Source organism: Xanthomonas sp. 3075 (assembly GCF_014197275.1).
Taxonomy (GTDB): domain Bacteria; phylum Pseudomonadota; class Gammaproteobacteria; order Xanthomonadales; family Xanthomonadaceae; genus Xanthomonas; species Xanthomonas campestris_B.
In genome coordinates this window covers 46,405-61,370 of record NZ_JACIFI010000014.1, presented here as the reverse complement: position 1 = coordinate 61,370, position 14,966 = coordinate 46,405, and the positions used below count along the sequence as shown (strand labels likewise).

11 protein-coding genes are annotated in these 14,966 nt (G+C 65.2%); all 11 read right to left on the bottom strand.

Translation table 11 applies throughout. From position 1 onward, the window contains the following. Positions 1–193 precede the first annotated feature (193 nt). Complete coding sequence (locus GGR62_RS14130; protein ID WP_184408498.1) at positions 194–805, bottom strand: response regulator transcription factor; 612 nt, start codon at positions 803–805, stop codon at positions 194–196. Beyond that, positions 802–1,824 carry a HAMP domain-containing sensor histidine kinase gene (locus tag GGR62_RS14125; RefSeq protein ID WP_184408576.1) on the bottom strand — a complete coding sequence of 341 codons (1,023 nt, stop codon included), beginning with the start codon at positions 1,822–1,824 and terminating at the stop codon, positions 802–804. The genes GGR62_RS14130 and GGR62_RS14125 overlap by 4 nt, the downstream gene beginning before the upstream one ends. 118 nt (positions 1,825–1,942) lie before the next feature. Continuing rightward, a complete protein-coding gene (locus GGR62_RS14120) occupies positions 1,943–3,421 on the bottom strand; it encodes an efflux transporter outer membrane subunit (RefSeq protein ID WP_184408497.1) in 1,479 nt (492 codons plus the stop codon). Next, the gene (locus GGR62_RS14115; protein WP_184408496.1) at positions 3,418–6,510 is read right to left on the bottom strand and encodes a CusA/CzcA family heavy metal efflux RND transporter; all 3,093 of its coding nucleotides are present in this window, start codon (positions 6,508–6,510) and stop codon (positions 3,418–3,420) included. The genes GGR62_RS14120 and GGR62_RS14115 overlap by 4 nt, the downstream gene beginning before the upstream one ends. Next, positions 6,503–7,618 carry an efflux RND transporter periplasmic adaptor subunit gene (locus tag GGR62_RS14110; RefSeq protein WP_184408495.1) on the bottom strand — a complete coding sequence of 372 codons (1,116 nt, stop codon included), beginning with the start codon at positions 7,616–7,618 and terminating at the stop codon, positions 6,503–6,505. Before GGR62_RS14110 ends, GGR62_RS14115 begins: the two co-directional genes overlap by 8 nt. Before the next feature lie 456 nt (positions 7,619–8,074). Beyond that, positions 8,075–10,822 carry a S8 family serine peptidase gene (locus tag GGR62_RS14105; RefSeq protein ID WP_184408494.1) on the bottom strand — a complete coding sequence of 916 codons (2,748 nt, stop codon included), beginning with the start codon at positions 10,820–10,822 and terminating at the stop codon, positions 8,075–8,077. 746 nt (positions 10,823–11,568) lie between these two features. Continuing rightward, on the bottom strand, positions 11,569–11,697 hold the full coding sequence (locus GGR62_RS21280) for a hypothetical protein (RefSeq protein WP_260306014.1): 129 nt from the start codon (positions 11,695–11,697) through the stop codon (positions 11,569–11,571). Between the two features lie 245 nt (positions 11,698–11,942). After that, positions 11,943–12,629 (bottom strand): glycosyltransferase family A protein, encoded by a 687-nt coding sequence (locus tag GGR62_RS14100; RefSeq protein WP_184408493.1) that lies wholly within the window; start codon positions 12,627–12,629, stop codon positions 11,943–11,945. After that, on the bottom strand, positions 12,626–13,222 hold the full coding sequence (locus tag GGR62_RS14095) for a class I SAM-dependent methyltransferase (RefSeq protein WP_184408492.1): 597 nt from the start codon (positions 13,220–13,222) through the stop codon (positions 12,626–12,628). The genes GGR62_RS14100 and GGR62_RS14095 overlap by 4 nt, the downstream gene beginning before the upstream one ends. Continuing rightward, complete coding sequence (locus GGR62_RS14090; protein WP_184408491.1) at positions 13,219–13,980, bottom strand: PIG-L deacetylase family protein; 762 nt, start codon at positions 13,978–13,980, stop codon at positions 13,219–13,221. Before GGR62_RS14090 ends, GGR62_RS14095 begins: the two co-directional genes overlap by 4 nt. Then, positions 13,968–14,963 (bottom strand): acyl-CoA dehydrogenase, encoded by a 996-nt coding sequence (locus GGR62_RS14085; protein WP_260288760.1) that lies wholly within the window; start codon positions 14,961–14,963, stop codon positions 13,968–13,970. Before GGR62_RS14085 ends, GGR62_RS14090 begins: the two co-directional genes overlap by 13 nt. Positions 14,964–14,966 lie beyond the last annotated feature (3 nt).

Sequence of the window (14,966 nt, the reverse complement as noted above, 5' to 3'; positions counted from 1 at the left end):
TTGACTGCAGTGATGGCGTGCAACGAGAAGCACGTATCGCGCGGTCTGCGCTGGTTGCGGATTGCATCGCTGCCGAAGTGACCCTCACACCGCGGCGCGTGGCTTTGCCTGCTCGCATCCACACCTGCTGCACGTGGCAGCCAGCGGCGATGCAACGCAGGCATCGCCATCACGACCGCGGCGCCTCATCGCCTTACAGCCCGATCCGCTCTGCCAGACGCACCAGCTCGGCCAGCGAACCGGCCTGCATCTTGCGCATGGCCTGGCCGCGTCGCACCTTCACGGTAATCTCGCTCAGGTTCAGGCGCGCGGCCACCTGCTTGTTCAACAGGCCTTGCACCACCAGCCGGGTGACGTCCTGTTCGCCGGCGCTCAAGGCATCCCACCGCGCACGCAGTTCCGCCGCAACGGCCTGGCTCTGGCGCCGTGCGCGGTCGCGGCGAATGCCGTCCTGGATCGCGTCCAGCAAGGCCTGGTCGCGGAACGGCTTGGTCAGGAATTCGATCGCGCCGTTCTTCATCGCTTCCACGCCCATGGCGATGTCGCCGTGCCCGGTGATGAAGATGGTCGGCAAGGTAAAACCCGAATCGACCATGCGTCGATGGAACTCCATGCCGCTCTGGCCGGGCATGCGGATATCCAGCACCAGGCAGGCCGGTGCGTCTGGCAGAGGATGGGCAAGAAACTGATCGGTAGAACCGAACGCGCTGACTTGCAGTCCGACCGAGGCGAACAGATCCTCCAGCGCGGCGCGCATCGAGGCATCGTCGTCGATGAGATAGACGATGGGTGCAAGCTCGCTCATGCGTTGTGCTCCGTGTTGACCAACGGCAGCCGCAGGCCGAAGCGCGCGCCGCGCGCGCCGGCCGGCTCGGCCCAGATCTGCCCGCCATTGGCCTCCATGATGGTGCGGCTGATGCTCAGGCCGATGCCCATGCCATCGTCCTTGGTGCTCCAGAACGCATCGAAGACATGCGCCAGTGCCTCGTCCGACAAGCCGGGGCCGGAGTCCTCGATGCGCAGACATACCCATGCACCGTCGATATGCGAGCGCACATGGATGCTGCGCGTTTCGTCGGGCATGGTCGCCAGTGCCTCCACTGCGTTGAGCAGCACATTGCCGATCACCTGCTGGATCTGTACGCGATCGGCAAGCACGGCGGGCAGGGTGGGGTCGAGCTCCAGCGACAGCGCAATGCCATTGCGTTCGGTTTCGCCACGGGTGAGCGCAATCATTTCCAGCAGCGTGCGATTCAACTCCATTGGCTGGCGCTGGCTGGCCTCGCCGCGGGCCAGGGCGCGCATGCGCGCGATGATCGCGCTGGCACGGCCGGCGTCGGCAAGCATGCGTTCGACTGCGGCATCGGCCTTGGCCAGGTTTGGCGGTTGCTGCGCCAGCCAGCGTTGACAGGCGTTGCCGCTGGTCACGATCGCAGCCAGCGGCTGATTGACCTCGTGTGCGATCGACGCGGCGAGCCCGCCCATGCTGCCGCTGCGGGTCAATCGCAACAGCCGTGCCTGCGCGGCGTGTGCGCTGGCTTTGGCCGCTTCCATCTGCACCGCCAGATAGGTGGTCACGGCCACCACCACCGCGCTGATGCAGGAGTTGATCACGCCCACGCGGTAGCTGCCGGCCGGGGTGAGATGGAAACTGAGCACGATCAGCGCAAGGCAGGTGGCCGCCAGCGCCACCACACCGGTACGCGTCAGCAAGCGCACCGACAGCAACACCACCAGGGTGTAGAACAACGCTGCGGCCACCGCATAGTCGGTGATCGTATCGGCGACGAAGATCGCCGCCATGCCGGCCGCCAGCCCGGCCATGCCGAGCAGATCGGTGCGGGTGGGCGGCGAACGGAACAGGGAGGTCAGGCGCATGCGGGCGATTGTCTCAGCTGCCGGCCGCAGCGTTCCACAACGCCCGCTGCATGCCGGATTCGGTTCACGGAGCCGCTGCGGCGGCAGGCGACCACCAGGCGCCGCCACCCAGCGCCTGATACAGCGCCACGGTGTCGGCATAGCGTGCCGCCTGCGCCTGGATCGTGCTGGCCTGCGCAGTCCGATAAGCCTGCTGCGCCTGCAACAGGTCGGCCATGCCGACCGCGCCCACCGCCTGCTGACGTTGCACCGCTGCCAGGCTACGTTCGGCCAATGTTTGCGCATCGGCTGCGGCGCGCACTGCCTGCGCATCGCTCTGCAAGGCCGCCAGCGCATTGGCGACGTCGCCGAACGCACCCAGCACCACGCTGCGGTATTGCGCCATCGACTGATCGTAGGCAGCCTCGGCGGCATGTTGCTGATGCGCCAACGCACCGCCATGGAACACTGGCTGCAACAGGCTAGCGGCCACCGACCACTGCGTATTGCCGGCGGCAAACAACCGGCCGAATGTCGCTGCCGAGCCACCGGTCGCCGCACTCAAGGTGATCGCCGGCAAGCGTGCGGCCACCGCCACGCCGACCAGTGCGCTGGCCGCGTGCAATTGCGCTTCGGCCGCACGCAGGTCGGGGCGTCGATCGACCAGTTGCGAGGGCAGCGACAGCGGCAGTTGCGCAGGCAGATGCAGCGTGTCCAGCGTAAACGCCGCGCCGGCGCCTTCGCTCGGCAAGCGACCGACCAGGATGGCGAGCAGGTTGCGCTGCTGCTCAAGCTGTTTTTCCAGCGTGGGCACAACCGTCCGCGCCTGCGCAAGCGCACTGCGTTGCGCGAGCACCTGCGCCAGGCCGACGGCGCCCAGCGCCTGTTGGCGTTCGGTGATGGCGCAGAGCCGTTCGGCGATGGCGACCTGCGCATGTGCGGCATCCAGTTGCGCGCGCAGGGCTGCGTCCTGGATGGCGGCGTTGACCACGTTCGCGGTCAGACTCAGATACGCCGCATCGCGCTGATAGCGCTGCGCCTGCACTTGTGCACCGGCCGCTTCCAGTTGCCGCCGCGTGCCGCCGAACACATCCAGCGTGTAGCGCACGTTGAGTTGTGCGGTGCGCAGCGCATACGGTGTGTTGTCGCCGGTTTCCGGCGTGGGCACAGCGGAATCGCGTTGACGGCTGGCATCCACCTGCAGATCGGCCTGCGGGGACAGCACGCCACGTTGCGCAGCCAGACTCTGTTGCGCCTGCCGCAGCGCGGCATCGGCGGCCTGCAGATCGGGGTTGGCCTCCAGCGCCTGATCCACCAATGCATCGAGTTGCGGTGAGCCGAAGGCGCGCCACCACGCCGCCGGGACGTCCTGTCCGGGCACGAACTGCTGCACTGCGCCGCCTGCCACATCGGCCGCTGCGGTACGGGCCGGCATTGCGGCAGGCGTGTAGCGATCGGTGTCGGGTGGAGCGGGGCGATGAAAGTCCGGGCCCACCGCGCAGCCGCCAACCGACACGGCAGCGGCCATCGAGATTGCAATGCGCAAGCTGCAAAACCGGCTCATGCAATCTGCTCCCGGCGGGGCTGACGTGAGGCGACGAAGGTTTCCATCAAGTAGTACAACGAAGGCAACAGGACCAGGGTGAGCACCGTCGCGGTGACAAGACCGCCGACCACCACCGTGGCCAACGGACGCTGCACATCGCTGCCCAGGCCGGTGGCCAGCATGGCCGGCGTCAGCCCCAGTGCCGCCACCGTTGCGGTCATCAACACCGGGCGCATACGGCTGACTGCACCGGCCACCACCGCCTCGCGTAGCGGCATGCCGGCGTGCTCGCGCAGCCGATTGATCTGCGCCAGCATCAGCACCGCGTTCAGTACCGCCACCCCGAACAGCGCAATGAACCCGACGGCGCTGGAAACGTTGAGCGTCATCCCGCGCAACTGCAGCGCGGCCAGCCCACCGATCATCGCCAACGGGACCGCCGCCAGCACCAGCGATGGTTGGCGCAGATTGCCGAATGCTCCGAACAGCAACACGAACATGATGCACAACGTGGTCGGCAGCACCACCATCAAACGTGCCTGCGCACGCTGCAGGTTCTCGAACTGCCCACCCCACACCAATTGCAGATGTTGCGGGTCGACATGCACCCGGCGGGCGAGGGTGGCCTGCGCATCGTCGAGGAAACTGGATAGGTCGCGGCCACGCACGTTCAAACGCACGATGATGTTGCGCCTGCCCATCTCGCGCACGATCACGCTCTGGCCGCTGGTGGTCTCGATGCTGGCCACCGCCGACAACGGCACTTCCGCACCGCTGGATGTGCGCAGGCGCAACCCACCGATCGCTTGCGGATCGTTGCGGTAACGCGCAGGGAACCGCACTGTGAGGTCGTAGCTTTTTTCGCCCAGATACAGTTGCCCGATCGGGCTGCCTCCGATGCCGGTGGAGATCAGGTCGGAGACATCTGCCGCATTGATGCCATAGCGCGCAGCCGCCGCACGGTCGAAGCGCACCTGCAGATTCGGCAACGGCGGCTCCACATCCACGGCGATGTCCACCGCACCCGGCACGTGTTTCAGCGCGGCCGCGACCTGTTCGGCAACACCGCGGACCTGCTGCAGATCGTCGCCGAACACCTTGACGGTGAGATCGCTGTGCGCCCCCGACAACTTGTCCTGCACCCCATCGATCATCGGTTGCATCATGCTGACCGTGTAGCCGGGCATCTGTGCATAGCGCTTGCCCAATGCAGCGATCAGCGCCTGCTTGTTCATCCCCGTTGGCCATTGGTGATACGGCCGCAGTCCCACGCTGGCTTCGATATGCGACGGCGTCCAGTAATCGGTGCCATCGTCGTTGCGCCCGGTCTGGGTCACCACGTACGCCACTTCGGGAAATTCCAGCGTGGCCTTGCGCAAGGCATTGGCCATCGTCGCGGCCTTGTCCAAGGTGATGCCCGGTGGCATCTGCACCTGCAGCCACAGCGAGCCTTCGTCGATATAGGGCAGGAAATCGCGGCCGATGGTGCTGCCCAGCACTGCAAGCACGCTCAAGGCAACCGCAGCGGTCACCAGCAGCCACGGGCGCCGGCCGACCGTGTGCTCCAGCAAGCCGCGATAGCGATGGCCTACCGCTTCCAGCACGCGGTTGTGAAACATCTTGCGCGGTTTGCGGAATGCCAGCCACGCCAATGCCGGAATCAACGTCAACGCCACCACGAGTGCGCCGATCAGGGCAGCGCCCACGGCGTAAGCCATCGGCGAGAACAGCTTGTACTCGATCCGCTCGAACGCCAGCAGCGGCAGGTAGGCACAACCGATCACCGCCATGCCGAAGGTGATCGGACGCGCCACCTGCAAGGTGGCCTCGATCGCATCGAACGCCGTCAACGCACGCTCACTGTGCTGCTCGCGCAGGCGCAGGACGTTTTCCACCAGCACCACCGCACCATCGACCAGAATGCCGAAATCGATCGCCCCCAGCGACAGCAGATTGGCCGGGATCTTCAGGTGGTGCATGAAGATGAAGGCGATCAACAGCGATAGCGGAATCGTCAACGACACGATCGCCGCCGCACGCGGGCTACCCAGGAACAGCAGCAGTACCACGCATACCAGCAACATGCCTTCGGTCAGTGTCGCGCTGACCGTGTGCAGGGTGGCATCGATCAACCCGGTGCGATCCAGGTACGGCACCAGCTTGACGTCCTTGGGCAACAGACTGCCATTGAGCTCGTCCACGGCAGTGTGGATGCCGTTCAGGGCGATCGACGGGTTGCTGTCCTTGAGCAGCAGCGCGATGCCTTCGATGGTGTCGGGGTTGGCGTCCTTGCCCAGGATTCCGCGTCGCTCCACGTTGTCGTAACGCACCTGGCCCAGATCCTTGACCAGCACCGGCACGCCATTGTTGCTGCTCACCACCACATTGCCTATGTCCTGCAACGAGTGCAGCAGGCCGACGCCGCGAATCACATAGCTCTGCTCGCCGCGGTCCATCACGCTGCCGCCGCCATCGGAATTGTTGCTGGTGATCGCGGTCTTGACCTGCTGCAGCGACACGCCATACCGGGTCAGACGATCCGGCTCCACCGCCACGGTGAACTGCGTGGTGAGCCCGCCGAAGTTTGTGACATCGGCCACGCCTTGCACCTTTTGAAGGCGCGGAATCACCGTCCAGAACTGCAGGTCGGATAACTCGCGCAGACTGCGCGTTTTCGATTCCAGCGTATAGCGGTAGATCTCGCCGGTCGGCGAGGTATACGGATCCAGTCCGGGAACTGCGCCATAGGGCAGGGTGACGCCCTGGATGCGTTCGAGCACGCGCTGGCGTGCGAAATACCCATCGGTTCCGTCGTCGAAGACCAGGGTGATCAGCGATAGGGCGAACAGGCTGCGCGAGCGCACCACGTGCAAGCCGGGTGTGCCCATCAAGGCGCGTTCCAGCGGAACGGTGATCTGCTGTTCTACTTCTTCCGCAGCCAGGCCCGGCACCTGGGTGACGACCTGCGAGGTCACATCGGCGATATCCGGATACGCCTCCACCGGCAGCTGCATCCAGCTCCAGGTGCCATACAGGGCCACCAGCGCAAAGACCAGCCAGACGATGCCGCGCCGATGAAAACAGTTGGTGATCATCGACTCAATCATTGAGCAGCGCCCCGTCCTTGACCACCACGCGCTCGCCCGCACTCACCCCGGACAGGAGTTCGGTCTGCCCGCCCAACGCGCGTCCGGTCGATACGATGCGCGAGACATAAACAAACGGCGCGGTTTCGACAAACACCCGTGTATACAAGCCGATCTGCAGCAGGGCGGTATCCGGTACCACCAATGCCGGCTGCGGATGCGATTGAAAGTCGGCGCGCGCAAACATGCCCGGTTTGAGCAGCCCGTCTTGGTTCTTCAATGCCACCCGCACCTTGAGCGTGCGGCTGCCGGTATCCAGCAGATCGTCCACATGTTGCACCTGGCCAACGAAGCGCTTGCCCGGGTACGCATCCAGCGTCGCGCTGACCGGTTGGCCTTCAAAGACCTGGCTGACCTCGTGCTCCGGCACGCTGGCGGTCAGCCACACGCGCGAAATGTCGGCCACCGTCATCAGCGGGGCCGCGGTGTCGTTCCAGAACCCGCCCAGCGATGCGCTCATCTCCACGACGCGGCCGGCGATCGGTGCCCGCAGCGCGTAGCGCCGATGCGAGGCGGCCTGCGTCGGCACGCCGAGTTGCGCCAACCGGTCGCTGGCGGCACGTGCCTCGTTTTGTGCACTGTCGAAGGCTTGCTGCGCGCTCTGCACATCCTTGGCCGCGGAAATCCTGTCGGCCTCCAGTGCTTGTTGCCGCAACAACTCCTGGCGCGCCTGATCCAGCGCCGCACGCGCCTTGCCGGCGTCGCTGTAGGCGTTGGCCAGTTCGGCCGAGTCGATCACGCACAGCACATCGCCCACCTGCACGGTGTCGCCCAGCGTTTTGGGAAGCTCGACCACACGCCCGCCCAACGGCGGCACCAGCCGCATCAGCCGTTCGGGCAGCGCGTCGATCACCGCCGGCATCTGCAGTGTCGGTGCGATGGTCTGGCTGCGCACAGCCTGCACGCGCAGGCTGGCGCGCAGCGGCGAGTGCGCCGGCACGATCACCTGATTGCCGGTGTGGATCAGCAGTGCAAGCGGTGCGGGCGGCGGCGGTGTGGCAGTGCAGCCAGTCAGCAGGCTGCCGACGCAGGCCGATGCCAGCGCGGTACGCAGGAAGATGGACGACATGCTGTGACTCGAACGGGAATGGGCTAAAGCGGTGCGACGACTCCCTGACGTTGCGGCAGCGGTGCGGCAACGTCGCGCGGAGGTGTATGGCGATCAGCGCGAATGGGTGCGACGCCTGCGCATTCCACCGACAATGCCGACCATCGTTGCGTTGCCGTGCGTCCTGCAAGTCGTCTCGATGGCGTGCATGGTGCCATGCAGCAATGCGGCAAAACCAGGGGTTTTCAGCTGTTTTCGGCAGTCCATGCACATAGCCCGGATATACCTTCGTATCGTCCGTGTTCCGGCATGGCGGCGGGCGCTGCGGCCGCAACGGGAGCGTTCGCCTCGAGGTTCGCGCTCAACCGACGACCAACAAAAAGGCCCCGGACATGCCGGGGCCTTTCGTTCACTGCTGACACGCCATAGGGTTAGCGCAACATGCGTGCATGCTCACACGTGTCCCGCATCCCGCACTCAGAACTGCCAGCGCACACCGATATTGGCGTTGGTGCTGTTGGCATCGGAACGACCGCGCTCGGCGCCCACATTGCCGTAGATGGAGAAGGCATCGTTGAGCTGGTAACGCACGCCGACCGATGCACGCAGCGACTGCCTGGACACCGGCTCGCCGGCCACGTTGAAACGCGCTTCCGGCAGGCCGGTGAACCACGCGGTGAAATCCGAGCTCGGGTTGCCCAGCAGCGAGCGGTAGGCGATCAAACCGTCCAGGCCCCACTTGCCGCGCGCCAGATGGCCACGCACACCCACCTCGCCGTAGCCGGCGCGCAGCGTGTCGCTGTTGGCGCTCAAGCCCAGCCCGGTGATCGAGGCCTCGCTGAAGGCATCCTGGGTCTGGCTGACCACACCTGCGGCCACGAACGGCGACAGCCCCGCATGCGGCATCAGGCCGACTTCGGCGCGCAACGACCAATTGGTGTCGTGGCGACGATCCTGCAAGCGCTCGCCAATGCTGCCGGCCTGCACGTTGCGTTCGGTTTCCACGTTGCTCATGCCGTACGAACCGATGCCCGACACGTACGCCTGGCCGATCGGCTGATACAGGTATGCGGTCATCGCATAGCGATCAGACCGCAGGCGGCTGGCCGATGCCGAGATGGTTGCGCGGTCCTGGCCGGAGCTCAGTGCCGCACCGACGATGGTGCCGGCGTTACCCATCGGCAGGTCCACACCGATGGTGGTTGCCTGCTGGGTGTAATCGGCCGACGCAAACCCGCTGCGGCTCAGATCACCGTCCAGGTAGCTGCCCTGCATCCACGTCGTCAACGTGGTGGTGTCGGCAAGATAGGGCAGGCGGTCGGCCGCCACACGGGCGTCGTTGAGCGCGGACTGGAAACCCAACGTGCGCTCGATCCCGTGCACCTGGCCGGCCAGGGTCGGCAGCGACGCGGCAACCTGTGCATCGGTGGCGCCCAGCAGCGAACCGGTGGCGCTGATCAAACCGCCCAGGTTGTCGGTATCGCCGGAAGCCACACGCGTATCCAGCACCTTCACCAGCGCATCGGCCTGCGTGGCACCGTTGACCACCGCTTGCGGCGCACCGGCCGCCTGCGCGCTGGCAGCGGAAGCATTGCGGGTCAGCGTGGCGGTGACCGTGGTCGGGTCGTAGGCCAGCGCGGCCGTCCAGAAGAAATTGTTGGCGTACTGCACACGATCGAACGTGCCTTGCACGACGCCGGCCTTGACGATCTTTTCGCTGCTGCCGACGCTGTAGCCCGCCGCTTCCGGCAGCAACAGCAGATTGCCCTTCAGGCTGGCCTGGCCGGTGACGGTCAGACCCTTGCCCAATTCGAGGGCGGTGGTGCCGGTCGTGTTGACCAGGCTGTAATTACCGTTGATGACACCGCCGCGCGATTCGAACGTGGCCGAGTTGAGCACGAGCACGTCCGAGCGCAGGCTGCCGGACAACGCCAGCACGCCGTCGCTGATGCTGGTGCCGCCGGTATAGGTGTTGTTGCCGCTCAGCGTGAGCTTGCCGGCACCGTTCTTGGTCAGGCTGCCCGCACCGCCGATGTCGTTGCTGAAAGTGCTGTCGTAGCCGGAGCTCACGTTCGCCGACCAGTTGCTGGCGAATTGGCCCGGACCCTTGATCGCCTTGGCCGCATTGACCAGACCAAAGCCATACAGCGCATCCACGCCGGGATCGCCCAGGTCGGTGGCGGTGGTCAACAAGGTCTGCTGCAGGTTGGAGGCGCTCATCCACGGATACACGCCCAGCACCTGCGCAGCGATACCGCTCACTGCGGCGGTGGAGAACGAGGTGCCGGCGATCTGGCCCTGCAACTCGGTCCCGGCCAAGGCCGGCGCGGTGTAACTGCCCGGCGCCACCAGGCACCACTGCGCGGCAGCGCCGCAATGGTTGGAGTAGCTGGTCAGCCCGGCGGCATTGCCGGCGGCGTCGATGTTGATCGCGCCCACCGCCAGCCAGTTGTTGCGCAGGCTGGCTTCCTGCACCGGCGTGGCTGCCGGATAGGATGCTTCGCTCGCCCCTTCGTTGCCGGTGGAGGCCACGATCAACGCATCGGCCTGCACCAACGGGCTCAATGCGTATTTCCAGGCCAGGGCAGCGTTCGCACTGCTGGCCGCATCCGCATACGAGGCACCGATCGACAGGTTGGCGATGCGCACGCCGGCTGCGGCCAGATCCACCGCTGCGCTGCGGGTCTGCTGGGTGCCGCAGGAATTTTCGGCGCAGATGCGCGCATAGAACAGGTCTGCATCAGGCGCGACACCGCCGGCAAAACCTTCTTGCGCGGTGCCCAGCACCAGTGCCGAGATGACGGTGCCGTGGCCACGCAACGCGTTGGAGGACGACTCCGGCGTGCCGGGGCTGGCGGTGTAATCGGTGAATCGATCGACCTTGCCGCTGATCGGCGCGTAACTGGTGACCAGGTTGTCGTCCAGCACCGCCAGCTTCACGCCCTTGCCGGTCGCACCGGCCTGCTGGGCCAGATCCGCATTGGTGGGCACCAGCAGGTTGCTGCCAACACCCTGGTAGCGAGCCGGCGCCGGGGTTGGCGTCGGCGTCGGGGCCGTTTTGGGCAGCGGATCGGCGGTTGTTCCCGGCGTGGTGGGCGCTGTAGGGGTGGGTGCGACCATCGTGCTCTGCGGCGGGTCACTGCGGACGTTGCCACCACCACCGCCGCCACAAGCGGTCAGGACAAGGCAGGATGCGATGGTCGTTGCGAGTAGCGAGCGATTCATAAGTTGGTCGGTTCCAGTCATTTGGTGCGCCGCTACAGCTGAATATTCGAATTTGGCGCAAGAGGTTCCAGCGCCGGCAGTTCGCAGGCGAGGCGTTTAATTTCACGTCTTATTCACTTTTTATTGCCGGCACCTCCTTCCCTTAGGAGATGCGCTACGGTGAACCTGGCAATCCTGCGGAGTGGTTTGCGGACTGCTTACGAGATTGTTTAACGGCGCTGGCCAATGACTCTAAAATCTGAATGGTCAGTTGCAATTCAGAGAAAAAGTCAATCGATAGCCATTTCCGACTTAATCAATAGCCAAACGCAATTAAAATCCGCCTAGCAATCTCTACGGCATAGAAACGTGATAGCGAACGCTACAATAAACCATCACATTTCTCAGAGGGCGGCAATCCTAAATGCGACGTGTAGTGCAGGTAATCAGGGAATCACGTCTAGGATGTCGGAAACTTTCCGACGGGCTGTAGCGGATTCAAGCGTATGTCAGTGGTTCTAACGGACTCTTCCGTAACAGCGTTCGATCTTCGCATGTTATTCAGACATGGCTTGAATTGCCTGCCTCGATACTTGCGGGTTATCGATAACTGAATCGGATTTTATACTAGGCAGTCGTTAGCGGCGTCAGCCATTGTGCGTAATTCAATGCTTTTCCTGAAGGGATTCCCCAGCGTGCATGGCTTGGGAATTAATTCGGATTGTGAATATTCAACAAAGCGCAAGACTGGACCGCGACGGTTGACGTCAGCGCAGCAGGCAATTGAGCGAAAACTTATTCAATACAGATAGGGCGCTGAAATGCACCACCAAGACGCGCGCGATCTGCAGGTCGCTGCGGCCGCTTGCTGGAATGGCGTACACATCCGTGGGCATGGCTGCTGCCGGACCGGACAAGGCGCCGGCTCAAGCAGCGTGCGTACGCGGTGCAGGGGCCGAGACGCCGTGATTGCGTCCGTCGATCAAGGCCAAGAGCGGTGGCACACGCTGTCGGCGCATATCGGCGGTTGTTTCAGTGCCCAGGGACAACACAGCCCCAGTGCGCCGGTTCCGCAGCACCGTGCAGAACCACGGCGACGCCGCACAGATAAGCAACAACCGCAGGCGGTACCGTAACGCCGTTACGAATTCTCGATCGGCACCGGCGTGGTCGCCAGCATCTGCGCTTCCAGGCGCAGCAGATATTCGCTGAACCCGCCGGTGGCGCGGGCGTTGCGGCGGGCGCTGGTGTTCACCACGGGCGCGACCAGGCGCGCGATCTGCATGCCGGCGCGTTCCAGCGCGCTGACAAGTTCGACATCTTCGCTCGACGTCACCGCAGAGAACCCGCCAGCGGCCAGATAGGCGGCAGTGCTCATGCCAAGGTTGGCGCCATGGACGTGCGGATGCCCATCCTGGCGGATTTCGCTCTGCAGGAAGGCGTGCTGCGTTTCCGGCCGGAAGTCGTGCCAATCGGTCACCTCCACAACGCCGCAGAACACATCTGCCGCACAACCGAGCTGCGCCGTCAGCCAGTCCGGCGGTACGCAGCTGTCGGCATCGGTAAAGGCAAGCCAGCGCGCACCGCGTGCGATCGCCACCGACGCTGCTGCGCCGCGCGCCATGCCCACGCCGCCGCTGGTCTTGAGCGTCATCGCCCCATGTGCGCGCGCGATTGCGCCGGTCATGTCGGTGCAACGGTCGAGCGCGACATGGATTTCCACCGGCTCTCCACCCAACTGCGGATGTCTGGCTGCCAGCAGGACGGATTGCAGGCATTGTCCGATCAACGCTGCCTCGTTGTGCGCCGGAATGGTCACCGCAATCATCGCAGGCGCTCTTGCTGGGCGATCGAAGGGCCCGCCATCCATGCCTGCAGGAGGAAATCGGCATCCTGGTAGGTACATAGCGTCGGCAACGCCAATCCGTTGTCGAGTGCGTGGTGTATCTGCTCGGCGCTGCGCAGCGCACCTTCAAAATCATGTCGCCAATGGCAGGCGATCAGGCAACCGCGCGCGCTAAGCGACTGGGCAAAACGCGAGATGGTGTTTTCAAAGGCTTGGTCGTCGAGGTAGTAGCCCACTTCGCTGAAGACGATCAGATCGAAGCTGCCCTCAGGCCATTGCAGCGGATGCGCCGCTTGCCGCAGTACCACGTTGTGCATCTGCTCAACGCGCACGCGCGCCAGCTCGACCGCCTGCTGCGAAACATCGGTGCCCAGCAATGCCGCGCAGCGCGCACCCAGTGCTGCGGTCAGTTCACCATTGGAGCAACCGAATTCCCAGCCATGTTCAAACAGGCGATAGGGCAGGGCACCAAGCAGGATGTCGCGCTTGCGCTGCTCGTACCATCGGGAGCGATAGCCGAACGGATCTTCATCGGCATAGAGCGCATCGAAATGCGCCACGTTCAGCGCGGTCATCGGAAGAAGACCTCAAACCGGCGTTCAAAACGTTCCAGCACATGCGGCGGCAGGATGGGATTGGCGATGGCAGGCGTGCACTGGCCGGTTTGCGTGGCGAACCGGGCGATGGCGCGCGTCTTGGCATCGGCAATGTCTGCCGACAGGTCGAAGCGCAACGCGCGCGCGTCCTCGAAGACGCCGTCGCCGGGGCGCGACCAGTGCCAGGCCCAGACCGGATACTGCAGCAGACGCGCCGCGTGCCGGCTACATGCCGTCTCGGCCGCACGGGCGGCCGCTTCGTGGTCGGGATGGCCGTCGCGTCGCCAGGTCACCAACACCAGGTCGCCTGGCTGCAACAAGGTGCCAAGCGCATCGGCAATGCGATCCTGCAGGGAGGACAGCGCGCCGTCGCCCAGTCCGAGATGCACAACCGACGCCACTGGCAGGCCGAGCTCGCCCACGGCGTCTTCCAATTCGCCGCGGCGGACAGGAGCGAGCAGACGCGGCGCCCAGCCAGGCGCGTCGGGATAGGCCAATTCGCCGTCGGTCAGCGAAACGATCCGTACCGGCACGCCGGCAGCCTGCGCGGCGGCAATCAGTCCACCACAGCCGAGCACCTCGTCGTCGGGATGCGGCGCGACAACCACCAGGCGCGCACTGTCCTGGATGAGCTGGGCGAGCGAGACGCGCGGCATGTCTTGCAGGCAGGAGGCCTGTCGCCACTCCTGTTCTGGCGTGCCCGTGCCGTGGATCTGCTGTCCCATTAGAGGGTCCATGTGCGGTCCTCCGCATGGCACAGCTCACCCAGTGCCTGCAGGTCGCGCTCGGCATGATGCTGTCGAATGAACACCGCCAGATCCGCACACCGCTGTGCGTGCGCGCGGTTGCCGCACAGCGGGCCTGGCCCGAGTGCGCGTGCGACACGGTCGATGGTGTCGCGCGCCAGCGTTTCGACCACGCTGCGCGCCTGCAGCACCGCACGCAGATGCGGTCGACCCGGATGCGTATCGATGTGCTGGGCCAGCTCGCGCAGCAAGGCGCCGGCAGCAGCCAGGCCGGCATCGATGGCGCCCAGGTGTGCCGCCGCATGCGGGTCGCGGCCGCTGCGCGGCGCGGCACGCAACAGCTCGGCGACAGCGGCGGTCGCGCCGAACCAGCAGGCCGCGATGCCCGCGCCGCCGTGCCAGAAGCCGGGGCGTTGCAGATAGCTGCCGGGTGCTCCGACCTGAGTTGCGGGTGTGGCGGCGAAGGTGACGGTCGCGGTCTCGATGTCTTCCATGCCGATCGCCTGCCAACCGCTGGCATCGATGCGGATGCCCGGTCGATCCAGCGCTACGGCGAACAGGCAACTGGCGCCATCGTGCTGGGTCGTCACCAACGCATGGGTTACCGACGCGGCGCCCGAGCACCACGCCTTGGTTCCTTCCAGCGTGCTGCCGGTGAAACCTAGATCGACGCCGGGAGGCTCCGCCGCCCACACCGCCCAGCGTTGTCCCGGCGCCATGACGTCGGCGGACAGATCCGCGCAGATCGCTTGCGCGTCGTAATGGGCTTCCAGCAATTTGGCCACGCACAGGTCTTCGGCGGCGATGGCGGCCAGGGCCTTCCAGCGTTCGAGCGTTTGTCCGCGTCCTGGCAAGGGCAGGGACGGATGCGAGGCAAGCCAGCGATCGGTCAGTGCATGGTCGAGGCCGTTGCTGCGTGGCGACGTGTCCGGTTCGGCAGACACCGGATGGTGCGAAGGAATACATACGCTCATCGC

Excerpts from the sequence above, each read along its gene's own strand:
- GGR62_RS14110 (WP_184408495.1), bottom strand. The coding sequence starts at position 7,618 with ATGTCGTCCATCTTCCTGCGTACCGCGCTGGCATCGGCCTGCGTCGGC.
- GGR62_RS14115 (WP_184408496.1), bottom strand. The coding sequence starts at position 6,510 with ATGATTGAGTCGATGATCACCAACTGTTTTCATCGGCGCGGCATCGTC.
- GGR62_RS14125 (WP_184408576.1), bottom strand. The coding sequence starts at position 1,824 with ATGGCCGGGCTGGCGGCCGGCATGGCGGCGATCTTCGTCGCCGATACG.
- GGR62_RS14130 (WP_184408498.1), bottom strand. The coding sequence starts at position 805 with ATGAGCGAGCTTGCACCCATCGTCTATCTCATCGACGACGATGCCTCG.
- GGR62_RS14100 (WP_184408493.1), bottom strand. The coding sequence starts at position 12,629 with ATGATTGCGGTGACCATTCCGGCGCACAACGAGGCAGCGTTGATCGGA.
- GGR62_RS14090 (WP_184408491.1), bottom strand. The coding sequence starts at position 13,980 with ATGGACCCTCTAATGGGACAGCAGATCCACGGCACGGGCACGCCAGAA.
- GGR62_RS14120 (WP_184408497.1), bottom strand. The coding sequence starts at position 3,421 with ATGAGCCGGTTTTGCAGCTTGCGCATTGCAATCTCGATGGCCGCTGCC.
- GGR62_RS14095 (WP_184408492.1), bottom strand. The coding sequence starts at position 13,222 with ATGACCGCGCTGAACGTGGCGCATTTCGATGCGCTCTATGCCGATGAA.
- GGR62_RS14105 (WP_184408494.1), bottom strand. The coding sequence starts at position 10,822 with ATGAATCGCTCGCTACTCGCAACGACCATCGCATCCTGCCTTGTCCTG.
- GGR62_RS14085 (WP_260288760.1), bottom strand. The coding sequence starts at position 14,963 with ATGAGCGTATGTATTCCTTCGCACCATCCGGTGTCTGCCGAACCGGAC.
- GGR62_RS21280 (WP_260306014.1), bottom strand. The coding sequence starts at position 11,697 with ATGCCCACGGATGTGTACGCCATTCCAGCAAGCGGCCGCAGCGACCTG.